This is a genomic window from Pseudomonas sp. zfem002 (genome assembly GCF_032621685.1).
GTDB lineage: Bacteria > Pseudomonadota > Gammaproteobacteria > Pseudomonadales > Pseudomonadaceae > Aquipseudomonas > Aquipseudomonas japonica.
The window spans coordinates 240,544-263,967 of record NZ_JAVYJH010000004.1; the positions used below are offsets into that span (position 1 = coordinate 240,544).

A 23,424-nucleotide genomic window follows, 5' to 3' on the forward strand; every position below is an offset into this window, starting at 1 on the left:
TGAACACGTGTGGCCCGCTCCGCGAGCCACGACCGGCAACGCCGGACAGCATCCACCCGCCGGTACCGAAACCGGCCGATGAAAACCACAATCAGGAGAGATCGACAATGAAGCTTCGTCCTCTGCATGACCGCGTCGTTATCCGCCGCAGCGAAGAAGAATCGAAAACCGCTGGCGGTATCGTTCTGCCAGGCTCGGCCACCGAGAAGCCAAACCGTGGCGAAGTCGTCGCCGTTGGCGCCGGTCGCGTCCTGGACAACGGTGAAGTGCGCGCGCTGGCCGTGAAAGTGGGTGACAAAGTGGTTTTCGGCCCTTACTCGGGCAGCAACACTGTGAAAGTTGACGGCGAAGACCTGCTGGTAATGAGCGAGAACGAAATCCTCGCCGTTATCGAAGCTTGATTCCGCTGGTTTCCCGTTACTCCAAAGTATTCAAGGATTAAACGATCATGGCTGCTAAAGACGTAAAATTCGGCGATTCCGCCCGCAAGAAAATGCTCGTTGGTGTCAACGTTCTGGCTGACGCGGTAAAAGCGACCCTGGGCCCGAAAGGCCGCAACGTGGTCCTGGCCAAGAGCTTCGGTGCTCCGACCATCACCAAGGACGGCGTTTCCGTCGCCAAAGAGATCGAGCTCAAGGACGCCTTCGAAAACATGGGCGCCCAACTGCTGAAAGACGTTGCCTCCAAGGCCAACGACGAAGCCGGTGACGGCACCACCACCGCTACCGTTCTGGCCCAGGCCATCGTTGCGGAAGGTCTGAAATCGGTTGCCGCCGGCATGAACCCGATGGACCTGAAGCGCGGCATCGACAAGGCCACCCTGGCCATCGTCAAGGAACTGAAAGCCCTGTCCAAGCCATGCGCCGACTCCAAGGCCATCGCCCAGGTAGGCACCATCTCCGCCAACTCCGACAACTCCATCGGCGACATCATCGCCGAAGCCATGGAAAAAGTCGGTAAAGAAGGCGTGATCACCGTCGAAGAAGGCTCGGGCCTGGAAAACGAACTGTCCGTCGTCGAAGGCATGCAGTTCGACCGTGGCTACCTGTCTCCGTACTTCGTCAACAAGCCGGACACCATGGTTGCCGAGCTGGAAGGCCCGCTGCTGCTGCTGGTCGACAAGAAGATCTCCAACATCCGCGAACTGCTGCCAGTTCTGGAAGCCGTTGCCAAAGCCGGCCGTCCGCTGCTGATCGTGGCTGAAGACGTCGAAGGCGAAGCCCTGGCTACCCTGGTCGTCAACAACATGCGTGGCATCGTCAAGGTTGCCGCGGTCAAGGCACCTGGCTTCGGCGACCGCCGCAAGGCCATGCTGCAGGACATCGCCGTCCTGACCGGCGGTACCGTGATCTCCGAAGAAATCGGCCTGAGCCTGGAAGCCGCTACCCTGGAGCACCTGGGCAACGCCAAGCGCGTCACCCTGTCCAAGGAAAACACCACCATCATCGATGGCGCTGGTGCCGAGTCCGACATCGAAGCTCGCGTCAAGCAGATCCGGGCCCAGATCGAAGAAACTTCCTCCGACTACGACCGTGAAAAACTGCAAGAGCGTCTGGCCAAGCTGGCTGGCGGTGTTGCCGTGATCAAGGTCGGTGCCGGCACCGAAGTTGAAATGAAAGAGAAGAAAGCCCGCGTTGAAGACGCCCTGCACGCTACCCGCGCAGCCGTCGAAGAAGGCGTGGTGCCTGGCGGTGGCGTAGCCCTGGTTCGCTCCCTGCAGGCCATCGCTGACCTGCGTGGCGACAACGAAGACCAGAACGTCGGTATCGCGCTGCTGCGTCGCGCTGTCGAAGCGCCGCTGCGCCAGATCGTCGCCAACGCCGGCGACGAGCCAAGCGTTGTGGTTGACAAGGTCAAGCAAGGTTCGGGCAACTTCGGTTACAACGCTGCTACCGGCGAGTACGGCGACATGATCGAAATGGGCATCCTGGACCCAGCCAAGGTAACTCGTTCGGCGCTGCAAGCAGCCGCTTCGATCGGTGGTCTGATGATCACCACCGAAGCCATGGTTGCCGACCTGCCGGAAGACAAGCCAGCCATGCCTGACATGGGCGGCATGGGCGGTATGGGTGGCATGGGCGGCATGATGTAAGCCAGCCTCACCCCGCTGCAAAAAAGAGCCCCGCTGATGCGGGGCTTTTTTTTGCCTGGGAGATGCGGGGCGCAAAGCGGACCCAAGGCATGCAGCGCTCAGCCAGCCTGCGCGACCTTGCTGGCCGAGGCCTGTGCAACCGGCGCCCGACGGCGATACAGCACCAGGTAATAGCAACCCAGCGCGATCAGCCAGCAGAACACCGCGGTCCACACGTTGTGCGAGAAGAAGTGCGCACCTTGCAGCATGCGCCCGACCGAGAACACCGTGCCCAGGGCGAAGGCGAACGCCAGGGCGGCCCTGGCCAGGCGCGGGCGTCGGTCGCGCAGGACGAAGAACAGGGCGAACAGGGTGAAGCCGGTGGCGGCATGCCCGCCGGGCCAGCAACGCCCGGGCTTGTCGGTCTGCGGACGGGCTTCCAGCAGCTTGCTGTAGGTTTCCTTGCCACCGAATTCACTGAGGCTCCACGGGCACTGCACCGCGGTCACCGTCTTCAGCGGGGTGACGAAACCAGTGGACAGGCCCATTGCCAGCACCAGGCAGCCCAGTTCACGCCGGATCGGCTTGAGCCGTTGCAGGACGAAGCTGGCGAGCAGGCCGATGATCGCGAACACGCTGAAGGCGATGACCACCTGTTTGGCCCGGTCGTGCAGGATGTCTTCGAGGAAATAGCTGTGGCGACCGATGAACTGGCCGGCGCTGTGGTCGAAGGCCAGATTGGCCAGGGTCATGTCGAGGTCGGTGAGTTCCAGCAGGATCAGGACCACGGCAGTGAGCAGGGGGATGCCCAGGACAATCCACGGATTGAGCGGGCGGGAGGGACGAAAAGCGTTGGCTTCAGGCATGGATGATCCTGGTTGGACGGAAGACGACCGGTGATTTTCCTCCTGGGTGCATGGGTCGTTCGTGAATCCGTCGTGAAAAAAACGTCAGGTGACAATATCGTCCGGATGGCCTAGCGGCTTGGCTACTATGACCGTAAGCTGCGCCAGCCAAAGCAAGCAGACGAGAGGACGCCATGCGCATTCTACTGGTTGAAGACAACCGCGATATCCTGGCCAACCTGGCCGATTACCTGGGGCTCAAGGGCTATACCGTCGATTGTGCCCAGGACGGTCTGTCCGGCCTGCACCTGGCCGCCACCGAGCACTACGACCTGATCGTGCTCGATATCATGCTGCCCGGCATCGATGGCTACACCCTGTGCAAGCGTCTGCGCGAGGACGCCCGTCGCGACACCCCGGTGATCATGCTCACCGCTCGCGACCAGCTCGACGATCGCCTGCAGGGCTTCCGTTCCGGCGCCGACGATTACCTGCTCAAGCCGTTCGCGCTGTCCGAACTGGCCGCCCGCATCGAGGCGGTACTGCGGCGTGCCCAGGGCGGCGGTCGGCGCAGCCTGCAGGTGGGCGACCTGAGCTACGACCTCGATACCCTCGAGGTGACCCGCCAGGGGCGCCTGCTCAAGCTCAACCCGGTCGGTCTGAAACTGCTGGCGGTGCTGATGCAGAAAAGCCCGCATGTGCTGCGTCGCGAAGTGCTGGAGGATGCCCTGTGGGGCGACGACTGCCCGGACAGCGACAGCCTGCGCAGCCATGTGCACCAGTTGCGCCAGGTGATCGACAAGCCGTTCGACAAGCCGCTGCTGCACACCGTGCACGGCGTTGGCTATCGTCTGGCCGAGGGCCGTGATGGAGTTTAAGCAGAGCCTCGCGCAACGGATCATCATCGCCTTCGCGCTGATGAGCGCGCTGGTGGCGGGTGCCTTCGCCTTCGGCATCGTCGGCACGGTCCACCTGGTGGAAGAACGCTTGATTTCCTCGGTGCTGGGCGGCGATCTGCAGCGTCTTCTGCTGATGGACAGCGTCAGCGAATGGAGTCATCGACCGCGGCCCGACCAGTTGTTCTACTACAGCGGTGGGCGCGATGATTTCGCCCTGCCATCCGATCTCAAGCACCTCAACCCCGGTTTTCATGAAGTGTTCCGCGAGCACCTGTCGTACCACGCCATGGTCGAGGTGGTGGATGGCCGGCGTTATGTGCTGCTGCAGGACCAGAGCGATTTCGAGGAGCGCGAGCGGGTGCTCTTCGCCGTGGTGGTGGTGGGCTTCGTGCTCAGCCTGGCGCTTGCGGTGTTCCTTGGCTGGGTCCTCGCGCGGCGGGTGATGGCGCCGGTGATTCGCCTGGCCCGCCAGGTGCGTCACCGCGACCAGCTGCTCGGCCTGGCGCCGCCACTGGCGCCGGATTACGCCGCCGACGAGGTCGGGCAACTGGCCGTGGCCTTCGATGCCACCCTGGGCCGCCTGCGTGACGCGCTGAACCGCGAACGCCTGTTCACCAGCGACGTCAGCCACGAACTGCGCACGCCGTTGATGGTCCTCGCCAGCTCCTGCGAGCTGCTGCTGGAATACCCGGGCATCGAGGGGCGCGCCCGCGCCCAGGTGGAGCGTATCGCCCGTGCCACCGAGGAGATGCGCGAGCTGGTCAAGACCTTCCTCATGCTCGCCCGGGCCCAGCGCGACGAGGGCGCGGTGGCCTCGCGGACCACGCTGCAGGAGGTCGCCGACGAGTTGATCGGCGTCTGGCGCGACACCATCGAGCAGAAAGGCCTGAAGCTCAGCCTGGTGGTCAACCAGGCGTCCTCGACGCTGTACAACGCGACCTTCCTGCAGTCGGTGATGGGCAATCTGTTGCGCAATGCGGCCCACTACACCGATCACGGTTTCATCCGCCTGACCCTGGAGGCCGACAGCTTCACCGTCGAGGACAGCGGGGTGGGCATTCCCGAGGAGCAGCGCGAGGCGATGTTCCAGCCGTTCGTCCGCGGCGGCGAGAAGCGCGGTGAAGGATTGGGGCTCGGTCTCTCGCTGGTCCAGCGCATCTGCGACGACCAGGGTTGGGTCGTCAGCCTCAGCGAAACCCAGCCCCATGGCTGCCGCTTCCATGTCAGCCTGGGCGACAAAGGCGTGTCGCCGGACCTCTGAGTCCGTCGGCAGGCGCTGTAATACTTTGTAAAAGCTCGCCTTTTGGCTGACATTTTTTTCACGCAGGCATGACCTGACGGCAACGTCGCGCCACGTAACGTGGCGCTCATTGCAGTCAGGAGATGCCACATGTCCAGTCCTACCAAACTCGAATTTTCCGAAAAATACGATCGGCAGCACGCCCAGCAGTACTTCGAGAAGCATCACGCCAGCCTCGCCCGGCGCCTGTCGCACCAGCGCGACGAACAGCTGGCCCGCCGTGCCCTGACCCTCGCCGGCGAGCCTGGCCTGGTACTCGACCTGCCTTCCGGTGCCGGTCGTTTCTGGCCATTGCTGGCGGAAAAGCCCAACCGGGTGATCATTGGCGCGGACAATTCCGCCGCCATGCTGGAAACCGCCTGCCGTTCGCAGCCCGCGCAGATCGTGAAACGGGTACGTCCCTTGCAAACTTCTGCATTCGATATCGATTTGCCCGACAATGCGGTCGACAGCATTTTCTGCATGCGTCTTTTCCACCACATCGGTGAAGCGCCTCACAGGATGCAGATTCTCAGGGAATTTCAAAGAGTTACACGTGATAGCGTGATTCTTTCCCTGTGGGTGGATGGAAATTTCAAAGCATGGCGACGGAAAAAGCTTGAAGATCGACGCATTGCCCGGGGTGAAACCGGGGGTTACCAGAATCGCTTTGTGTTACCGGCTGCCACGGTCGAGGCGGAGTTCAAGGCCGCGGGCTTCCGGATTCAGGAACGAATGGACTTCCTGCCGCTCTATGCGATGTGGCGAGTCTATGTACTGCGAAAAGGTTGAAGACTATGGATGTGGCAAGCGCGGCCGGTACTGATCGGTTCGACTATTTCTGGCGACAGCAGGGCGAGTGGGTGGAAGAACCCAACCAGCGCCGCGGAGGTGAAAGCGGCGTGCAGCGCCTGCGCGACGACCGTGGACACCTGCTCTATGCCAAGCGCCAGGTCGGCCATATCTACCGCAGTTTGCTGCATCCCTTCGGGCGCCCCACCGTATTGCGTGAATATGAGGCGCTGCACAGTTTCGAACAGCTGGGCGTGCGGGTACCGGCCATCGTGTATTGCGGCGTCGAGCGTGACGCCGACCGTCAATGGCGGGCACTGCTGGTCAGCGAAGCGCTGGAGGGGTTCGAGGAAATCGACACCTGGTATGCCGGCGGCGGGCGCGAACGTCATGGCGAGGCCTTGCACGAACGGGTGCTCGAAGACCTGGCGCGCAACCTGGCGCGCATGCACCTGGGGCATTGGCAGCATGGCTGCCTGTACGCCAAGCATGTCTTCGTCAAGGTCGTGGGCAGCGGTGACGAGGCACGGGCCGAAGTGGCGCTGCTGGACCTGGAGAAATGCCGGCGGCGTATCAGCCGGCACAAGGCCGCCGCCAACGACTTGCGCCAATTGCGCCGCCATTCGTCGTTCAGCGACGCCGACTGGGAAAAGCTGCTCTACTTTTACCGTATGGCGTTTGGCAGCGCAGTCAAAGGTTTAGAGTAATGAATCTAGAAATAGCTCGAACTCTGTTTCTCCTGGCTGCCCTGGCCACCGCGACCGCCGCGGCGGCTGCCTGGGAAGAGCCACGCCCCGGCGTGATCGGTGCATCGAGCCACTGCCCGCTGCCGCGGGTGGTGAAACCGCAGGTCGACGTGAAGCCCGACCACGACCTGCTGCTGTTTCTATTCGGTATGAGCCAGGGGCTGCGCGCCCAGGGCTGAACAGGGTGAGTTGCAAGCGAAAAGGCCCCGTCCATGGATGGGGCCTTTTGCTGTGTCCGCCCCAAGGGCATCAGGCAGCGGGCTGCTCGGCCGTGCCGACTTCATCCTTGCGCGCCAGCAGGGTATACACACAGGGCAACACGAACAGCGTGAACAGCGTCCCCACCGACATCCCCGTGGCGATCACCGTGCCGATATCGAAGCGGCTCACCGCCCCCGCGCCGCTGGCGATGATCAGCGGCACCATGCCGAAGACCATCGCCGCGGTGGTCATCAACACCGGCCGCAGGCGAATCGCCGCGGCTTCCTCGATCGCCTCGCGCACCGACAGCTCCTTCTGTTCACGCAACTGGTTGGCGAACTCGACGATCAGGATGCCGTGCTTGCTGATCAGGCCGATCAGCGTCACCAGACCGACCTGGGTGTAGATGTTCAGGCTCGACAGGCCGAGGAACAACGGAATCAGCGCGCCACAGATCGACATCGGCACCGTCACCAGGATCACCAGCGGGTCGCGGAAGCTCTCGAACTGCGCCGCCAGGACCAGGAAGATGATGGCCAGGGCCAGGCCGAAGGTCACCCACAGCGCGCTGCCTTCCTGCACGTACTGGCGTGCCGCGCCGCCGTAGTCGAAGGCGAAGCCGGCCGGCGCTTCCTGCTGGGCGATGCTCCTTACCGTGTCCAGCGCTTCGCCCATGCTGACCACCGGGAAGCCCGAGATGATTGCCGAGTTGAGTTGCTGGAACTGGTTGAGCTGGCGCGGGCGGGCGCGGTCGCTGACGCTGATCAGGGTCGACAGCGGCAGCATCTGCCCGTCCTGGTTCTTCACGTAGTAGTTGTTCAGCCAGTCCGGGTTGTCGCGGTAGGCCCGTTCGACCTGGGCGATGACCTTGTAGCTGCGTCCGTCGATGGTGAAGCGGTTGATCTCGGCCTCGCCCAGCAGGGTCGCCAGGGTGCTGCCGAGCACGTCCATGGACACGCCCATCTGTGCCGCCTTGGCGCGGTCGATGTCGACCACCACCTCCGGCTTGTCGAAGGCCAGGTCGATATCGAGGAAGGCGAACTTGCCCGAGGCCTCGGCGCGCTCCTTGACCCGCTGGGCGACGTCCAGCAGCGACTCGTAGTCGTTCGGCGTGTTGATCACGAAGGCGAACGGCAGGCCCTCGCCGGTCCCCGGCAGCGACGGCAGGTTGAAGCCGAAGATCTGCAGGCCGGCGATGCCGTTGAGCCTGGCCTGGACCTCCGGCAGCAGCGTCATCTGGCTCCGCTCGCGGTCACCCCAGGGCTTGAGCAGGAAACCGCCGATACCCGACTGCACGCCGTTGAAGCCGTTGATCTGGAACGAGGAGTAGTACTCCGGGAACTCCTTGAAGATCTGGGTGAATTCGTCGGTATAGGCGTTGAGGTAGTCGAGGTTGGCCGGTTGCGGTGCGGTGGCCATCATGAAGATCACGCCCTGGTCTTCGTCCGGGGCCAGTTCCGAGGTGCTGAACTTGAGGAACACCGGGATCAGGCAGAGCACGATGAGGCCGAACACGATCACCACCGGTCGGGTATCCAGGGTGGCATGCAGGAGCTTCTGGTAGCGCTGCTTGAGGCGTTCGAAGATCAGGTCGAGGCGATGGGCCAGGCCGCTGGGGTTTTCCTCGTGGCGCAGCAGGGTGGCGCACATCATCGGCGACAGGGTCAGGGCGACGATGCCGGAGATGATCACCGCGCCGGCCAGGGTCAGGGCGAACTCCTTGAACAGCGCCCCGGTCAGGCCTTCGAGGAAACCGATCGGCGCGTACACCGCGGCCAGGGTGATGGTCATCGACACCACTGGCATGGCGATCTCCCGCGCGCCTTCCAGCGCGGCGTCGAACGGGGTCTTGCCCTCCTCGATATGGCGGTGGATGTTCTCCACCACGACGATGGCGTCGTCCACCACCAGGCCGATGGCCAGGACCATCGCCAGCAGGGTCAGCAGGTTCAGCGAATAGCCCATCAACTGCATGAAGAACAGCACGCCGATCATCGACAGCGGAATGGTGACCACCGGGATCAGCACCGAGCGCAAGGCCCCGAGGAACAGGAAGACCACGACGATGACGATCAGCACCGCTTCGACCAGGGTCTTCACCACCTCGTCGATGGAGGCCTGGATGAACAGCGTGGCGTCGTAGGCTATGGAGGCCTTGAGGTTGGGCGGCAGTTGGCCTTCCAGCTCCGGCATCAGCTTGCGCACTTCCTTGATCACGTCCAGTGGGTTGGCCCCCGGGGTGGCCTTGATGCCGATGTACACCGAGGGCGTGCCGTCGAAGGAGCTGACCGTGTCGTAGTTCTCCGCGCCCATCTCCACCCGCGCCACGTCGCCGAGCAGGACGCGGCTGGTGCCGCTGGTCTTGAGCGGGATATTGGCGAAGGCTTCGGCGGACTTCAGTTCGGTGCTGGCATTGATGCTGGTGACCACGTACTTGCCCTTCACCTCGCCGGCGGCGGAGAGGAAGTTGTAGCGGCGCACTGCATCGGTCACGTCGCTGGCGCTGAGGCCGTAGCCGGCCAGGCGCACCGGATCGAGCCACAGGCGCATGGCGAACACCTGGTTGCCGAGGATCTCCGCCTCGGCCATGCCCGGCAGGGTCGCCAGCTTGGGCTGGATCACCCGCGACAGGTAGTCGGTGATCTGCGGGTTGCTCAGTTCCTTGCTGTAGAAGCTGATGTACATCAGCGCCGAGGCGTCGGCGGCCTCCTTGCTCAGCACCGGGTCCTCGGCGTCCTGCGGCAGCTTGTTCTTGACCTCGTTGGCCTTGGCCAGCAGCTCGGTGAACAGGCGGTCGCTGTCCGAGCCGATGCGCGCGTAGATCGAGATCACCGAGAAGTTCTGCCGACTGACCGAGGTCATATAGTCGATGCCCTCGGCGCTGGCCAGGCTCTGTTGCATCGGCTGGGTGATGTAGCCCTGGATGGTCTCGGCGTTGGCCCCGGGGTAGGCGGTGGTCACCGTGATCAGGGCGTTTTCCATCTGCGGGTACTGGCGGATGGGCAGTTTGCTCCAGGCCTGGAAGCCAAGCAGCACGATCAGCAGGCTGACCACGCTGGCCAGCACCGGACGGCGGATGAACGGATCGGTAAACGCCATGCTGCCTCCTCCGTCAGTTGGCGCCAGGCTGGCTGTTGGCGGGGGCTTGCAGGGTCTTGTCCGGGCTGACCGTGATGGCCGCGCCCTGGGTCAGCTTGAGCTGGCCGGCGGTGACCACGGTTTCGCCCGCCGCCAGGCCCTTGCTCACCACCACCAGGCCATCACGGTGTTCGCCGGTGGTGACGAAGCGCCGTTCGGCGATCAGCGTGGGCTGGCCTTCGCCATCCTTCTGCGGCTCGCCGTTTTCGTCCTTCTTCGGCGTGGCGACGTAGACCGAGTTGCCGTACAGGGTGTAGGTCACCGCGCTCTGCGGCACCACCACTTCATCGCGCGGGTTGGGCAGCAGCACCTGGACGCTGGTGAACATCCCCGGCAGCAGCTTGCCGTCGGGATTGACCAGGGTGGCGCGGACCAGCACGTTGCGGGTGGCGTCCTCGACCCTCGGGTTGATCGCGCTGATATGGGCGCTGAAGGTCTCGCCGGGGAATGCGGCGACGCCGATCAGCACCTCCTGGTCGATGCCGAGTTTCGGCAGGCTCTGTTCGGCTACGGAGAAATCGACGTAGAGGCTGCTGAGGTCCTGCAGGGTGGCGATCACCGTGCCGCTGGGCAGGTACTCGCCGACATCCACCTGGCGGATACCGATGGTGCCGCCGAACGGCGCGGCGATGCTTTTCTTGGCCAGCGAGGCCTTGAGCTGATCGACCACGGCCTTGGTGCGGCGGAACTGCGAGGTCAGGCGGTCGTACTCGCCCCGGGAGATGGCCTGGCTGCCGACCAGTTGGCTGCCGCGGCCGTAGTCCACTTCCGCCAGCTTGAGGTCCGCCAGCGCGGTGCCGAGCAGGGCGGTCTCGACCTGGCTGTCCAGCTCCAGCAGCGGCTGGCCCTGCTTGACCTTCTGTCCCGACTCGAACAGCAGCCGGGTCACCGTGCCGTCGGTTTCCAGGCTCAGGTCGACGCCCTGCAGGGCCTTGAGCGTGCCCACCGCCGGCAGGCGACTTTGCCAGGGCAGGCTACGGGCCTCGGTCGCCGCCACGCTGACCGGCGGTTTCGGCGCGGAGAATACCTGGATCTGCCGGTAGATGGAGAAGGCCTTGTAGCCCCCCAGCGCGAGCACGATCAACAGCACGATGCCCAACATGATCAGCATGCGACGACGCAGCATGGTTTCCATTTCCCTGGAGTCGAGTGGGCGAAGTCTAGTCCGTTTGCCCTACGCCTGGCGAAGACGCTTCAGACGAGATGCAGATGGTTGTCCCACAACCCCGACGGTAATTGCAGCGGCTGGCCGATCAGCTCGTTCTGCCGGCAGTCGTAGAGACGGCAGCGACCCTGTCCGGACGTGACCACGAAACCGTCGGCCACCGCGCCGACGCCGGCACAGTCCGGCATCGGCGCGTCGAGGCGCACGCTGGCGTCGTCGAGGTTCCAGATGAACAGACGGTTGGCCCGCGGCGCGGTCATGGCGACCAGGCGCAGTTCGCTGTGCACGGCGACGCTGGCGGTGTACTGGGCCATCGAGTGCAACTGGTGCTCCGGCACCGGGAAGGCCTCGAACGGCTGCCCCGGGCGCTTGATCGCCAGCAGCTCGGCGGTTTCGTGGGCGTCACCCATGAACTGCTGGCAGGCGATCACGGTGCCGTCGCTGGCGATTGCCAGGTGGCGCACGCTGTTCATCTGCTGGCCGAGGGTTTCCTTGCTGATCAGGCTGCCGTCGCGACGCATCAGCACGAGGCTCGGCTGCATGGCGTCGAGGTTCATTTCCACGCGGCTTTCCGCTTCGGTGCGAATGCCACCGTTGGCCACCACCAGGGTTTCCCCGTCCGGCAGCCAGGACACCTGGTGCGGACCGATACCGTGGGTCGACAGCTCGCCGCTGTGCACCAGGCGCTCGCCCTCGAAGCGGTACACACCGAGCACGCCGCGTCCCGGGTCGGTGGTGTCGTTCTCGGTGGCGTACAGCCATTCGCCACTCTGGTGGATCACCGCGTGGCCGTAGAAATGCCGGTTCGGCTGCGACACCAGGGTCTGCAGCAGGCGCCCGTCGCGCAGGTCGATCAGGTAGCTTTCGGTACCGGGGCGGCGGGCAACGAACAGGGCGATGGGCTGCTGCGGGTGATTGATGATGTCATGGCAACGCTGGGCGACCCGGGTGGCGAACACCTGGGTGCCGTCCAGGCGATAGCCGACCGCGTAATGCTGGCCGTCCGCGTCGTCACGGGCGGAAAGCAGGAGTGGCGGCTGGTCCTTTCGCCGCAGCAGGGTCCAGCCGCCCAGGGTCAGGGCGCTGAGCAGAACGCTACCGAGTTTCAGGGCCTGGCGTCGCAGCATGATCAGTCACCGTCGTTGGCATTGAAGCCGAGCTGGATGTTCAGGGCCTTGGCCAGCTCGCCTTCGTGCAGGCGGTGCACCACGTTCAGGCTGTCGTAGAGGGCGCTCAACTGCTGACGACCGGCTTCGTCCTCGAGCAGTTCGCTCAAGGGGCGCTGGTTGCTTTCAAGCAGCTTGCTGGCTTCGGCGTAGGCCGCGTCGATCTTGTCGGCCAGGGCTTTCTGCTCCTTGCCCAGCAGACCGCGCAGGCCCTGGTTGTCGACGCCGACCCAGACGGTCTGCGCCGCGGCCAGGCTGGCGGCGATGCTCTTCAGCGACGACTGGCTGCGCCAGGCTTCGGCCTGCAGCGGTTGCGGGATGCCCTTGCTCATGCGGCCCATCGGCGTGCCGAGCTTCTTCTTCAGGGTATCCAGGGCGGTGACCTGGGCGCGCAGCAGATCGGCAATGGCTTCGTGCGAGTCGGCGTAGCGCTGGTTGGGGAACTTGGTCAGCTGGGCGAGCATGCCGTCGGTGCTGTTCCAGTTCTTCAGGATGTCTTCGGCGAAGGTCTTCTGGTAGTCGGCGATGGCCACCAGCAGCGGGCAGTAGCGCGCCTTCTGCTCGGGGTTGGCGGTGTCCGGCTTGCTGTCGAAGAGGATGTATTCGTAGGCGGACAGGCCGCGCACCACCACGCTGGACTTGGCCACGGCATCGGCGTCCACCGGCTTGTCGCCGCTGACCAGTTGCTCGACCTGACGGCCGACCAGGTTCTTCTTGTCCGGCCAGAACTGTACCTGCCAGGCACGGTTGCCCTCGGCCAGCGGGCCGATCAGCAGCGGCTGCAGTTCGGCCCAGGCTTTCTGCGCGTGAAGGAAGTCGGCACGGGCGGTGTCCAGGCTGGCCTTGCCTTCGCAGTAGGCCAGGGCGCTGACGGCCAGCTGGCGGTCGGCTTCGACCCAGCGGCTGTAGGTCGGCATGATCACCTGCTTGGCGATGGCGGCGGAGGTCACCGCCTGCGGGTCCTGCGGCGAGCACGCGCCCAGGGCGAGGGCGGCGAGGCTGGTGAACAACAGCTTGGGACGGAACATGTCCGGCTCCTTCTCTTCAGAGTGAGTTCAAGAATGCCAGCAGCGCGCTGCGCTGCCCGGCATCGAAGGTCAAGACACGTTGCCGGGCGGCCTGCGCCTCGCCGCCGTGCCAGAGCACGGCTTCGAGCAGGTTGCGTGCCCGGCCATCGTGGAGGAACTGGGTGTGGCCACTGACGATCTGGTTCTTGCCGATGCCCCACAGCGGCGGGGTACGCCAGTCCTGGCCGCCGGCGGCGAATTCGCTGCGCTGGTCGGCCAGGCCCGGGCCCATGTCGTGCAGGAGCAGGTCGCTGTAGGGCCAGATGGTCTGTTCGGCCAGCTCCGGCTCGACGGCGTTGGCCGAGGTGACGAACTTCGGCGTGTGACAGCCCTGGCAGCCGGCCTGGTAGAACAGGTTCTTGCCCGCCAGCACCTTGGCCGAATCGACGTCCTGGCGCGCCGGCACGGCGAGGTTGCGGGTGTAGTAGAGGATCAGCCGGAGGATGTTGTCGCTGACCTCCTGCTCGCCGTTGGCGCCGTTGCCGCTGGGGGCGGCGAGGCAGTCGGCCTGCGCCGCGGTGCAGTCGTCGAACGGGCGCAGCGTGGTGGTCAGGCCCATGTCGCCGGACAGCGCATGGACATTCTGCTGGTTGAGGTTCGGTTGGCCGGCCTTCCAGCCGAAGCGGCCGAGCACGGTGCGGTGCTCGGCTTCGTCCCAGACCTGGTTGGGCCGGCCACGGATGCCGTCGCCGTTGCGGTCGTGCGGGTCGGCGTTGGCCAGGATGGCCTCCTCGGGGATGGCTTCGAGCAGGCCGAGGCCGATCATCGGCGGGGCGACACGCGCCGAGAAGCGGGTGTCCGGGTGCATCGGGCCGTAGCCGAGCTGGGTGATCTGCAGTTTCGGCTTGCGCAGTTCGACCGCGGTGCCGTCGTCGAAGGTCACGGTCAGGGCTTCGTACTCGACCCGGACCTTGCCTTCCGGCGCCACGCCGGGGATCGCCATGTCCTGCAACTGGCCACCGTAGACCGGTTCGGGGACGATGCCCTGGCGTTCGATGACCTCGGCGTACTGCGGCTGGTCGGGAATCGACAGGCGTACCAGCATCGACACCGCGTTGTTGTCATCGGGTTCCGGCGGATGCCCGCGACCATCGCGGATATGGCAGTTCTGGCAGGCGTTGGTATTGAACAGCGGTCCCAGGCCGTCGCGGGCGGTGGTGGTGGACGGGGCGATGACCCAGGGATTGCGGAAGAAGCTGTCGCCGACGTTGAAGTCCAGGCGCCGGACCGGGGTCAGGTTGGCCGAGGGCATCGAGTAGGCGCGACGGTCATCGCGATTCACCGTGGCATCGCCGCCGGCACGGGCTTCGCCCCGCTCGGCATGGGAGAAGCGCGGAGCTTCGTCGCAGGCGGCCAGGGGCAGGGCCAGCAGCAGGGGCAGACAGAGGCGAAGCAGCGAGGGCATGCGCAATCCCGGACGGTGTTCGAAAAACAGCCCGCAAGCTTAACAGGAGCGGGCGGAGTGAATAAGAGGGATTTGCGTTTGCTGGATGAAATCGCTGTCAGCTTTGCGCGCGATCAACCTGTAGGAGCGAGGCTTGCCCGCGAAGGACCGCGCAGCGGTCCTGGATTCTCAATGACCACACCATTTTGGGACCGCTGCGCGGTCCTTCGCGGGCAAGCCTCGCTCCTACGAGGTCCGTGTCCAGCCCGGAAATAAAAAGGCGACCCGAAGGTCGCCTCTCTCGTCCGTTACCGGTGCCGAATCAGAATTCGTGATCGGCGGTGTCCGGGTTCAGGTCGGTGATGCCCAGCTTGCCGGCGGCCTGTTCGATGGCGCCGGTCTGCTTGACCAGCGACGCGATGGCGTCACGCACGATCTGGTTGCCGGCGGTGTTGTCGGCAGCGATCAGCTGGTCGTAGTGCTCACCCTTGAGGGCGTGGTCGACGATGATCTGGATCTTCGCCTCGGTGGCGGCCAGGTCGTCCTGCAGGGTCTTGTCCACGGCCGGGTCGACCTTGGCGACCAGCGAGGACAGGCTCGGGCCGCTCAGCTTGCTGCCGTCGACGCGGGTGTACTCGCCCAGGTAGACGTTGCGGATACCCTTGGCGTCGTAGAAGTGCGAGTAGTGGGTGTTGTCGCTGAAGCAGTCGTGCTCGTCTTCCGGCGAGTTGGCTTCCAGGGACACCTTCATGCGCTCGCCCGCCAGTTCACCCAGCGACAGGCTGCCCATGCCGAACAGCATCTTGCGCAGGCCATTGGCGACCGGCTCGGCCTCCAGGCTGGCGCGGTAGTTGTCGGTGACGTTCGGTGCCCAGTTCTTGACCATTTCTTCGAGGTCGCTGACCAGCAGGTCGGTGACCGCTTTCAGGTAGGCGCGACGACGGTCGTTGTGGCCGCCGGTGGCACCCTGGCCTTCCAGGTAGTCCGACGCCGGACGGTTGCCGGCGCCCGGGCCGGTGCCGTTCAGGTCCTGGCCCCAGAGGAGGAATTCGATGGCGTGGTAGCCGGTGGCGACGTTGGCCTCGGAGCCGCCCAGTTCGTTCAGGGTGGCGAGTTTTTCCGGGGTGATGTCCTTCACGTCGACCTTGTCTTCGCCGACCTGGATCTCGGTATTGGCGATGATGTTGGCGCTGGCCGCCGGGTTGCCCAGGGCGTGCTCGTAGCTCTTGTCGACGTAGTCGATCAGGCCTTCGTCCAGCGGCCAGGCGTTCACCTGACCTTCCCAGTCGTCGATGATGGTGTTGCCGAAGCGGAACACTTCGCTCTGCAGGTACGGCACGCGGGACGCGACCCAGGCGGCCTTGGCCGCGTTCAGGGTTTCGTCGCTGGGCTTGGCGAGGAAGGCATCGATGGCGGTTTGCAGGGTCTTCGCGGTGCTCAGCGAGTCGCTGTAGACGGCATGGACGATCTCGGCGTAGTGCTTGACCACGGCCTGGGCGGCAGCCTCGTCGACCGCGCCGGCGGCGGCAGGCGCGGCCGGGGTGGCGGCTGCGGCCGGTGCCTGGGCTTGCGGAGCGGCGGCCTTGTCCTTGCTGTCGCCGCAGCCGGCGAGGGAGATGGCAATGGCCAACAGACTGGCGGTAGCCAGAGGCATACGGATCATGGCGAATTCCTGCGTCGATGGATTGAACAGCGTGCGAAAGGCCGCACGCGAAAAAAAAGCTGCGACATAATGCGAAAGATTTGCATTTTATGTAAAGAGGCCATCACGCAAATAGTGCCGCGGTGTCGCCCCCGGACAACCGCGGTGTCGCCTCAGAGTATCGACACCTGGTTGCGCTGCGCCTGCTTGAGGAACGCCGTCAGTTCGCGCGCCGGCAACGGCTTGCTGTAGTGGTAGCCCTGACCTTCGTGGCAGCCCTGGGCGACGATGTAGGCTTCCTGTTCCGCGGTCTCCACGCCTTCGGCGATGACCTGCATGCCGAGGCTCTTGCCGAGCTGGATGATGGCCCGGACGATGGTGGCGTCGTCATCGTCGTCCAGCAGGTCCTGGACGAAGCTCTTGTCGATCTTGATCTTGTCCAGCGGCAGCGACTTCAGGTAGCTGAGCGACGAGTAGCCGGTGCCGAAGTCGTCGATGGCGATCAGCGCGCCGGAGCGGCGCAGGCTCAGCAGGTGCTGGGCGGCGGTGCTGATGTCTTCCATCAGGCCGGTCTCGGTCACTTCCAGTTCCAGGCTGCGTGGCGGCAGGCGATAGATCTGCAGGAGGTTGTTGACCACCCGCGGCAGTTCGCTGTGGTGCAACTGCACGGTGGACAGGTTGACCGCCATGCGCAGTTCGCTGAACCCCTGGTCGTGCCATTCGCGCAGTTGGCGACAGGCCTGGTCGAGGACCCATTCGCCGATCACCACGATGTTGCCGTTCTGCTCGGCGAGGGGGATGAACTGGTCCGGCGGCACCATGCCCAGCTCCGGGTGCTGCCAGCGCAGCAGCGCCTCGACCCCGACCACGCGCTGGTCGCGATAGCTGACCTGGGGCTGGTAGACCAGGTACAGCTGGTTGCGCGACAGCGCTTCGCGCAGGTCCTTCTCCAGCTCGCGGCGGCGGCGCATCTCGCTGTCGACGCTGGCGATGTAGAACTGGTAGCGGTTGCGCGAGCGCGTCTTGGCCAGGGTCATGGTCTGTTCGGCTTTCTGCAGCAGCTTTTCCGTGCTGTCGCCGTCTTCCGGGAACAGGGTGATGCCGATGGTGGCGCGCAGGCGGATTTCCTGGAGGTCGAGGGCGAACGGCGCTTCCAGGTCGTCGAGGATGCTCTGCGCCAGCTCCGCGGCTTCGTAGGGTTGTTCGATATCGGCCTGGACCAGGGCGAACTGGTCACCGCCCAGGCGGGCCAGTGCGCCGAGGCGGCCGCTGTGGGCGCGCAGGCGGTCGGCCAGGGCCAGCAGCAACTGGTCGCCGGCCTGGTAGCTGAACTGTTCGTTGATGCCCTTGAAGTCGTCGAGGCCGACGCAGATCACCGCGACCCGACGCTGCAGGCGACCGGCGTCGACGAGGATCTTGTCCAGTTGCTGCTGCAGTTGCAGGCGGTTCGGCAGACCGGTGAGAAAGTCGTACTGAGCCATGCGCAGCAGGCTGTTTTCCGCCTCGTGGCGCAGGTGGGTATTGCGCTCGATCGAGGCCAGCAACTGGTTGGCGGTATTGATCCACAGGCCCAGTTCGTTCTTCTCGTGGCCCTTGAGCAGGGGCAACTGGTGCTGGCTGGGGCGGTCGGGGTTGATCTGGGTGAGGTGCTCGATGATCCGTGACAACGGCTTGGTCAGCAGCCAGTGATAGACCAGGTACAGCACCAGGCCCATGGCCAGGGCGCGCAGCACGCCGGAAATGAAGATGATCACCGAACTGAAGATGAAGCTTTCACCGTAGCTGGCGGTGTCCAGGGTGATATTGAGGTCGCCGTAGTATTCGCTGTACGTGCCGCGGCCCACCAGTTGGGTACTGAAGGCACGTTCCTGGCCGAGGATCGGGTCGGTCAGCCAGCGGGTGCGGGTGTCCTGCAGCGGGCGGGATTTTTCCGCGAGCATGGTTTCGTTGGGATGGCCGATGGAGGCCATGCGCACCGACTGGTCCTGGAACAGACCCTCGATGACCTGCATGCCCATTTCCCGGTCGAGGCTGTAGACCGCCTGGGTCGACGGGTCGCGGAACATGTCGAGAATGCGCTGGGCATCGTTGGCCACGGCCTGGCGGGTCTTGTAGGCATCGAACACGATCTGCGCACAGCTGAGCACCACTCCGACGATCAGCGCCGAAAGCAGGACAACCCTGAGCAACTTGATCGATAAGCTGTTCTTGAATTCCAGCTTCAATGGGGTTTCCTTAATCCATGCGCATGGCATCATTTTGCCATCAACCATGGCAATCCACTATCGGCTTTTACGCGGGATCTGTGTAGTGGTTTCTCATTTTTCCCGCAGCTTGATCCGGCCTTTCTGGTGGGCCTTTGGGCACTGTATCGGTTGACCCTTCATGGGACTTGAGTGCCAGTCGACGAGTTTCCCAAGATTTCTGATGTTAGCGCGCCTTGCGACGGCGGCAAGGAAACCCACGCCTGGCGCGGGCGAAAAAAAACCCGGCGAGGCCGGGTTTTTTCACAAGCGCGCGACTCAGGCAGTGAAGGTCTTGCCTTCGAACTGCTCGGCGACGAACTTCCAGTTGACCAGCGCCCAGAACGCCTCGACGTACTTCGGACGCAGGTTGCGGTAGTCGATGTAGTAGGCGTGTTCCCAGACGTCGCAGGTCAGCAGCGGGGTGTCGCCGTTGGTCAGCGGGTTGCCGGCGCCGATGGTGCTGGCCAGGGCCAGGGAACCGTCAGCCTTCTTCACCAGCCAGCCCCAGCCGGAACCGAAGGTGCCGACGGAAGTCTTGGTGAACTCTTCCTTGAACTTGTCGAAGGAACCGAACGCGGCGTTGATGGCTTCAGCCAGGGCACCGGTAGGCTGGCCGCCGGCGTTTGGCGCCAGGCAGTTCCAGTAGAAGGTGTGGTTCCAGACTTGAGCGGCGTTGTTGAAGATGCCGCCCGAAGAGGTCTTGACGATCTCTTCCAGGGTCTTGCCTTCGAATTCGGTACCTGGGACCAGGTTGTTCAGGTTCACGACGTAGGTGTTGTGGTGCTTGTCGTGGTGGTATTCCAGGGTTTCCTTGGAAATGTGCGGCTGCAGGGCATCGTGGGCGTAAGGCAGCGGCGGCAATTCAAAAGCCATTTGGATTCTCCTAATCAGGTCTGGTGCGGTGAACGCAAGGCCGATCACGGGCGGCCGGGATGCATCGGCGAGTTTGTACTCTTTGCGACGCAGGCTCGGGATCATAGCACCGGGCCCGAGCCTAAACCACGCAACAAGTGTATGGACAAGAGGTTCCAGAGCGGTTTCACACGCCTGACCGGTGGCCGTCAGGTGAAGATCAGTTGCGCCGCCACGGCGAACATCATCACCGCCACCATCAGGTCGAGCAGGCGCCAGGTGCCGGGTCGGGCCAGCCATGGCGCGAGCCAGGCGGCACCCAGGGCCAGGGTGAAGAACCACAGCAGCGAGGCGCTGGCGGCACCGGCGACATAGGCCCCGGGCACGCTCTGCTGGGCACCGAGCGAGCCGATCAGCAGGACCGTGTCGAGATACACATGGGGGTTGAGCAGGGTCACCGCCAGGGCGCTGAGCAGCACCGCGCGGCGCGAGCGCAGGCCCTGGCCTTCGCCCTGTTCCAGGCTCTGGCTGGAGCAGGCGCGCAGCAGCGCCTTGCTGCCGTACCAGAGCAGGAACAGCGCACCGCCCCAGCGGGCCACGGCCAGCAGGGTCGGGTTCTGCGCCAGGACCGTGGCCAGGCCGAACACGCCGAGGGCGACCAGGATCGCGTCGCACAGCACGCACAGCGCGGCCACCGGCAGGTGGTGTTCACGGCGCAGGCTCTGGGCGAGGACGAAGGCGTTCTGGGTGCCGATGGCCATGATCAGGCCGAAGGCGACGAGGAGGCCGTTGAGGTAGCTTTGCCACATGGGGATGACTCCGGGGTGCGTGAGGGGGACCGCGTTGCGCTCCTACCGGGGCATGGTCCTACGCCGTAGGAGCGGGCTTGCCCGCGAAAGGGCCGCAACGCGGCCCCCGAATGACTAGCCATTCTCCGGACTTTGCGGCTATAAGAAAAACCAATAAACATCATCCCGCATTAGGAAATCTGATGTTCGACTACAAACTGCTTTCGGCCCTCGCCGCCGTCATCGAGCAGGCCGGTTTCGAGCGTGCCGCGCAGTTGCTCGGGCTGTCGCAATCGGCCATTTCCCAGCGGATCAAATTGCTCGAGGCTCGGGTCGGCCAGCCGGTGCTGGTGCGTGCCACGCCGCCGACCCCGACGGAGATCGGCCGGCGCCTGCTCAACCATGTGCAGCAGGTGCGCCTGCTCGAACGCGACCTCCAGGGCCAGGTCCCGGCGCTGGACGAGGAGGGCCTGCCGGAACGCCTGCGGGTGGCCTTGAATGCCGACAGCCTGGCTACCTGGTGGGCAGAGGCGGCCAGGGAATTCTGCGCGCAGACCCAGGTACTCCTGGACCTGGTGGTGGAAGACCAGGAAGTCGGCCTCAAGCGCATGCGCGCCGGCGAGGTGGCCGGCTGCCTGTGCGCCAGCGAACGTCCGGTGGCGGGTGCGCGCAGCGTACTGCTGGGGGCCATGCGCTACCGCGCCCTGGCCAGCCCGGCGTTCATGTCCCGGCACTTCAGCAACGGTGTCGAGCCGCAACACCTGGCGCGCACCCCGGCTATCGTGTTCGGTCCGGACGATTTCCTGCAGCATCGTTACCTGGCTTCATTAGGCATCAGTGACGGTTTCCTGCATCATCTGTGTCCTTCATCCGAGGGCTTCCTGCGCCTGACCGAAGCCGGTCTGGGCTGGGGCCTGGTGCCGGAACTGCAGGCCCGCGAGCAACTGGCGAGCGGGCGGCTGGTGGAAATCGTGCCGGACCGGCCCATCGATGTGCCATTGTATTGGCATCATTGGCGCAGTGGCGGACAGCTGCTGGCGCAACTGACCGATCATCTGCGCCGCAGTGCCAGCCAGTGGCTGGTGCCGTGGGACGCCCAGGCGGCGTCTGAAACATCTGGAAAAAAATAGTAGGCGGAGTGCTTCATGGGAATTCTGGTCACCGGCGCAAGTGGCTTCATCGGCGGGCGCTTCGCGCGTTTTGCCCTGGAGCAGGGCCTGGAGGTTCGGGTCAATGGTCGTCGGGCCGAAGGGGTCGAGCACCTGGTGCGTCGTGGCGCGCAGTTCATTCCCGGTGACCTGGGCGACCCGGAAGTGGCCCGACGCCTGTGCCAGGGCATCGACAGCGTGGTGCATTGCGCCGGTGCCGTGGGCAACTGGGGGCGTTACCAGGACTTCTACCAGGGCAATGTGGTGCTCACCGAGAACGTCGTCGAGGCCTGCCTCAAGGAGCATGTGCGGCGCCTGGTCCACCTGTCGTCGCCGTCGATCTATTTCACCGGCCGCTCGCGCACCGGCATCACCGAAGAGCAGGTGCCGCGGCGCTTCTACGATCACTACGGGGCGACCAAGCACCTGGCCGAGCAGAAGGTCTTCGGTGCCCAGGAATTCGGCCTCGAGGTGCTGGCGCTGCGTCCGCGTTTCGTCACCGGTGCCGGCGACGTCAGCATCTTCCCGCGCCTGCTGCAGATGCAGCGCAAGAAACGCCTGGCGATCATCGGCAACGGTCTGAACAAGGTGGATTTCACCAGCGTGCAGAACCTCAACGAGGCGTTGCTCAGTGCCCTCAATGCCGGTCCGGAAGCGCTGGGCCAGGCCTACAACATCAGCAACGGCCATCCGCTGCCGGTGTGGGACGTGGTCAATTACGTGATGCGGCGCATGTCGCTGCCACCGGTGACCCGCTACCGTTCCGTCGGCCTGGCCTACACCGCCTCGGCGCTCAACGAAGGGTTCTGCAGGCTCTGGCCGGGCCGCCCGCAGCCGACCCTGAGCCGCCTCGGCGTGCAGGTGATGAGCAAGGATTTCACCCTCGATATCAGCCGCGCCCGGCACTACCTGGATTACCGCCCGCAGGTGAGCATCTGGGCTGCGCTGGACGAGTTCTGCGCCTGGTGGCAGGCGCAGCACGGCGGTCACTGAACCCGACGCCGCGCTTGTGGTCGATGAGGGCGGCGTTGCAGGTGGTTATACTAGCGCCCATTTTGCTATCACTGTGGTTGAAAACTGCCCATGCGCAACGATGCTCAAGACGATTTTGCCAACGTGCCCACGCTCAAGGCGGTGGAGCGCGACGATGATGAGTTCGCCCCGGTCGCCCACCCGCGCACCGCGCGCAAGCGGGCGGCCAAGGCGCCGATGGTCGGGCCGCTGTGGGCGCTGCTCGGTGCGGCGTTCATTGCCCTGGGCGGGGTGGCCTGGTGGAGTTTTCAGCAGATCTCGCTGATGGAGCAGCAACTGGTGGCGACCCAGGAGAGCTTCGCCCGCATCAGCGAGGAAGCGGCGGGGCGCTTGCAGGCGATTTCCGGCAAGGTCAGCGCCACCGAGACTTCGGCTGCGACCGAGAACGAAGCGCTGAAACTCCAGGTGCGTCAGTTGCAGGCGAGCCTGACCGAACAGGGCAAGCAGCAGGAAGGTGTCGCGGGTCAGGCCGGTGAACTGGGCAAGCGTCTGGAGGCGGCGATGGCCCAGGTCAGCCAGCAGCAGGCGGCCAATGCCCAGTTGCAGGCCGAGTTGCAGACCCAGCTCAAAGCCGTGGCCGAAGAGCTGACCGCACTCAAGGCCGCCCAGTTGGACGGCGGCAAGATCAATGCGCAGATCAAGGCAGTGGCCGACGATGTGGCCGCGCTGAAAGCCGCGCGGGTGGATGGTGGCAAGATCGATGCCCAGCTGAAGAACCAGGCCGCGGCGACCCAGCGCCTGGAGCAGGACCTGATCGTGCTCAAGAGCGAGCAGGAAAATCGTCCCGCTCCCGTGGCCGCCGCTGGCGGGGCGTCGACGGCGGAGTTCGATGCCTTCCGCGGGCAGATGACCCGCAATATCAACACCCTGCAGAGTCAGGTGCAGAATCTGCAGCAGCAGATCAATGCTCGTAATTGAGGTTTGACGCCGCTCTCCGGTTTGACGCCGCTGCTCTGTAGGAGC

Annotated in this window: 20 protein-coding genes; 10 read left to right on the forward strand and 10 right to left on the reverse strand. The window is 64.7% G+C overall.

The window, feature by feature from the left end:
• The first annotated feature begins 107 nt into the window (after positions 1-107).
• Positions 108-401, forward strand: a complete 294-nt coding sequence (locus RTI28_RS08580) for a co-chaperone GroES (protein WP_316920052.1) — start codon at positions 108-110, stop codon at positions 399-401.
• A gap of 47 nt (positions 402-448) precedes the next feature.
• Positions 449-2,092: a chaperonin GroEL gene (gene groL / locus RTI28_RS08585; RefSeq protein ID WP_316920053.1), complete on the forward strand. Its 1,644-nt coding sequence runs from the start codon at positions 449-451 to the stop codon at positions 2,090-2,092.
• A gap of 98 nt (positions 2,093-2,190) precedes the next feature.
• Here groL and RTI28_RS08590 read toward each other — a convergent pair whose 3' ends face one another.
• Positions 2,191-2,937 carry a phosphatase PAP2 family protein gene (locus tag RTI28_RS08590; protein WP_316920054.1) on the reverse strand — a complete coding sequence of 249 codons (747 nt, stop codon included), beginning with the start codon at positions 2,935-2,937 and terminating at the stop codon, positions 2,191-2,193.
• Between the two features lie 173 nt (positions 2,938-3,110).
• Here RTI28_RS08590 and colR point away from each other — a divergent pair, with 173 nt between their 5' ends.
• The 5 genes from colR to RTI28_RS08615 all read left to right on the forward strand — a co-directional run bounded on the left by colR (position 3,111) and on the right by RTI28_RS08615 (position 6,811).
• Positions 3,111-3,794, forward strand: coding sequence for a two-component system response regulator ColR (gene colR, locus RTI28_RS08595; RefSeq protein WP_009395556.1), 684 nt, complete (start codon positions 3,111-3,113; stop codon positions 3,792-3,794).
• On the forward strand, positions 3,784-5,076 hold the full coding sequence (locus tag RTI28_RS08600; protein ID WP_316920055.1) for a sensor histidine kinase: 1,293 nt from the start codon (positions 3,784-3,786) through the stop codon (positions 5,074-5,076). The genes colR and RTI28_RS08600 overlap by 11 nt, the downstream gene beginning before the upstream one ends.
• Before the next feature lie 129 nt (positions 5,077-5,205).
• Complete coding sequence (locus tag RTI28_RS08605; protein WP_316920056.1) at positions 5,206-5,886, forward strand: class I SAM-dependent methyltransferase; 681 nt, start codon at positions 5,206-5,208, stop codon at positions 5,884-5,886.
• Between the two features lie 5 nt (positions 5,887-5,891).
• Positions 5,892-6,593, forward strand: a complete 702-nt coding sequence (locus RTI28_RS08610) for a lipopolysaccharide kinase InaA family protein (RefSeq protein WP_316920057.1) — start codon at positions 5,892-5,894, stop codon at positions 6,591-6,593.
• A complete protein-coding gene (locus RTI28_RS08615; RefSeq protein WP_316920058.1) occupies positions 6,593-6,811 on the forward strand; it encodes a hypothetical protein in 219 nt (72 codons plus the stop codon). Before RTI28_RS08610 ends, RTI28_RS08615 begins: the two co-directional genes overlap by 1 nt.
• 70 nt (positions 6,812-6,881) lie before the next feature.
• On the opposite strand, the gene RTI28_RS08620 is transcribed toward RTI28_RS08615, so the two are convergent.
• The 9 genes from RTI28_RS08620 to RTI28_RS08660 all read right to left on the reverse strand — a co-directional run bounded on the left by RTI28_RS08620 (position 6,882) and on the right by RTI28_RS08660 (position 20,302).
• Positions 6,882-9,932, reverse strand: coding sequence for a multidrug efflux RND transporter permease subunit (locus tag RTI28_RS08620; RefSeq protein WP_316920059.1), 3,051 nt, complete (start codon positions 9,930-9,932; stop codon positions 6,882-6,884).
• A 13-nt stretch (positions 9,933-9,945) separates the two neighbouring features.
• The gene (locus RTI28_RS08625) at positions 9,946-11,097 is read right to left on the reverse strand and encodes an efflux RND transporter periplasmic adaptor subunit (protein ID WP_316920060.1); all 1,152 of its coding nucleotides are present in this window, start codon (positions 11,095-11,097) and stop codon (positions 9,946-9,948) included.
• A gap of 68 nt (positions 11,098-11,165) precedes the next feature.
• Positions 11,166-12,263: a DUF1513 domain-containing protein gene (locus RTI28_RS08630; RefSeq protein ID WP_316920061.1), complete on the reverse strand. Its 1,098-nt coding sequence runs from the start codon at positions 12,261-12,263 to the stop codon at positions 11,166-11,168.
• 2 nt (positions 12,264-12,265) lie between these two features.
• Positions 12,266-13,330: an imelysin family protein gene (locus tag RTI28_RS08635; protein ID WP_316920062.1), complete on the reverse strand. Its 1,065-nt coding sequence runs from the start codon at positions 13,328-13,330 to the stop codon at positions 12,266-12,268.
• A 16-nt stretch (positions 13,331-13,346) separates the two neighbouring features.
• Positions 13,347-14,774 carry a di-heme oxidoredictase family protein gene (locus tag RTI28_RS08640; protein ID WP_316920063.1) on the reverse strand — a complete coding sequence of 476 codons (1,428 nt, stop codon included), beginning with the start codon at positions 14,772-14,774 and terminating at the stop codon, positions 13,347-13,349.
• A 301-nt stretch (positions 14,775-15,075) separates the two neighbouring features.
• A complete protein-coding gene (locus RTI28_RS08645) occupies positions 15,076-16,416 on the reverse strand; it encodes an imelysin family protein (protein ID WP_316920064.1) in 1,341 nt (446 codons plus the stop codon).
• A 152-nt stretch (positions 16,417-16,568) separates the two neighbouring features.
• Complete coding sequence (locus tag RTI28_RS08650) at positions 16,569-18,620, reverse strand: putative bifunctional diguanylate cyclase/phosphodiesterase (RefSeq protein ID WP_316920065.1); 2,052 nt, start codon at positions 18,618-18,620, stop codon at positions 16,569-16,571.
• Positions 18,621-18,917: 297 nt separating this feature from the next.
• Positions 18,918-19,514, reverse strand: coding sequence for a superoxide dismutase (locus tag RTI28_RS08655; protein ID WP_042123008.1), 597 nt, complete (start codon positions 19,512-19,514; stop codon positions 18,918-18,920).
• Positions 19,515-19,702: 188 nt separating this feature from the next.
• A complete protein-coding gene (locus RTI28_RS08660; RefSeq protein ID WP_316920066.1) occupies positions 19,703-20,302 on the reverse strand; it encodes a LysE/ArgO family amino acid transporter in 600 nt (199 codons plus the stop codon).
• Between the two features lie 182 nt (positions 20,303-20,484).
• On the opposite strand from RTI28_RS08660, the gene RTI28_RS08665 reads away from it, so the two are divergent.
• From RTI28_RS08665 to RTI28_RS08675, 3 genes are all read left to right on the forward strand, one after another.
• Positions 20,485-21,411, forward strand: a complete 927-nt coding sequence (locus tag RTI28_RS08665) for a LysR family transcriptional regulator ArgP (RefSeq protein ID WP_316920067.1) — start codon at positions 20,485-20,487, stop codon at positions 21,409-21,411.
• A gap of 15 nt (positions 21,412-21,426) precedes the next feature.
• A complete protein-coding gene (locus RTI28_RS08670) occupies positions 21,427-22,422 on the forward strand; it encodes an NAD-dependent epimerase/dehydratase family protein (RefSeq protein WP_316920068.1) in 996 nt (331 codons plus the stop codon).
• A gap of 90 nt (positions 22,423-22,512) precedes the next feature.
• Positions 22,513-23,379, forward strand: coding sequence for an ATPase (locus RTI28_RS08675; protein ID WP_316920069.1), 867 nt, complete (start codon positions 22,513-22,515; stop codon positions 23,377-23,379).
• Positions 23,380-23,424: the final 45 nt, after the last annotated feature.

Coding starts and splice junctions, on each gene's coding strand:
- RTI28_RS08615 (WP_316920058.1), top strand. CDS start 6,593: ATGAATCTAGAAATAGCTCGAACTCTGTTTCTCCTGGCTGCCCTGGCC.
- colR (WP_009395556.1), top strand. CDS start 3,111: ATGCGCATTCTACTGGTTGAAGACAACCGCGATATCCTGGCCAACCTG.
- RTI28_RS08645 (WP_316920064.1), bottom strand. CDS start 16,416: ATGATCCGTATGCCTCTGGCTACCGCCAGTCTGTTGGCCATTGCCATC.
- RTI28_RS08625 (WP_316920060.1), bottom strand. CDS start 11,097: ATGCTGCGTCGTCGCATGCTGATCATGTTGGGCATCGTGCTGTTGATC.
- RTI28_RS08605 (WP_316920056.1), top strand. CDS start 5,206: ATGTCCAGTCCTACCAAACTCGAATTTTCCGAAAAATACGATCGGCAG.
- RTI28_RS08610 (WP_316920057.1), top strand. CDS start 5,892: ATGGATGTGGCAAGCGCGGCCGGTACTGATCGGTTCGACTATTTCTGG.
- RTI28_RS08665 (WP_316920067.1), top strand. CDS start 20,485: ATGTTCGACTACAAACTGCTTTCGGCCCTCGCCGCCGTCATCGAGCAG.
- RTI28_RS08660 (WP_316920066.1), bottom strand. CDS start 20,302: ATGTGGCAAAGCTACCTCAACGGCCTCCTCGTCGCCTTCGGCCTGATC.
- RTI28_RS08675 (WP_316920069.1), top strand. CDS start 22,513: ATGCGCAACGATGCTCAAGACGATTTTGCCAACGTGCCCACGCTCAAG.
- RTI28_RS08580 (WP_316920052.1), top strand. CDS start 108: ATGAAGCTTCGTCCTCTGCATGACCGCGTCGTTATCCGCCGCAGCGAA.
- RTI28_RS08635 (WP_316920062.1), bottom strand. CDS start 13,330: ATGTTCCGTCCCAAGCTGTTGTTCACCAGCCTCGCCGCCCTCGCCCTG.
- RTI28_RS08640 (WP_316920063.1), bottom strand. CDS start 14,774: ATGCCCTCGCTGCTTCGCCTCTGTCTGCCCCTGCTGCTGGCCCTGCCC.
- RTI28_RS08655 (WP_042123008.1), bottom strand. CDS start 19,514: ATGGCTTTTGAATTGCCGCCGCTGCCTTACGCCCACGATGCCCTGCAG.
- RTI28_RS08620 (WP_316920059.1), bottom strand. CDS start 9,932: ATGGCGTTTACCGATCCGTTCATCCGCCGTCCGGTGCTGGCCAGCGTG.
- RTI28_RS08590 (WP_316920054.1), bottom strand. CDS start 2,937: ATGCCTGAAGCCAACGCTTTTCGTCCCTCCCGCCCGCTCAATCCGTGG.
- groL (WP_316920053.1), top strand. CDS start 449: ATGGCTGCTAAAGACGTAAAATTCGGCGATTCCGCCCGCAAGAAAATG.
- RTI28_RS08630 (WP_316920061.1), bottom strand. CDS start 12,263: ATGCTGCGACGCCAGGCCCTGAAACTCGGTAGCGTTCTGCTCAGCGCC.
- RTI28_RS08600 (WP_316920055.1), top strand. CDS start 3,784: ATGGAGTTTAAGCAGAGCCTCGCGCAACGGATCATCATCGCCTTCGCG.
- RTI28_RS08670 (WP_316920068.1), top strand. CDS start 21,427: ATGGGAATTCTGGTCACCGGCGCAAGTGGCTTCATCGGCGGGCGCTTC.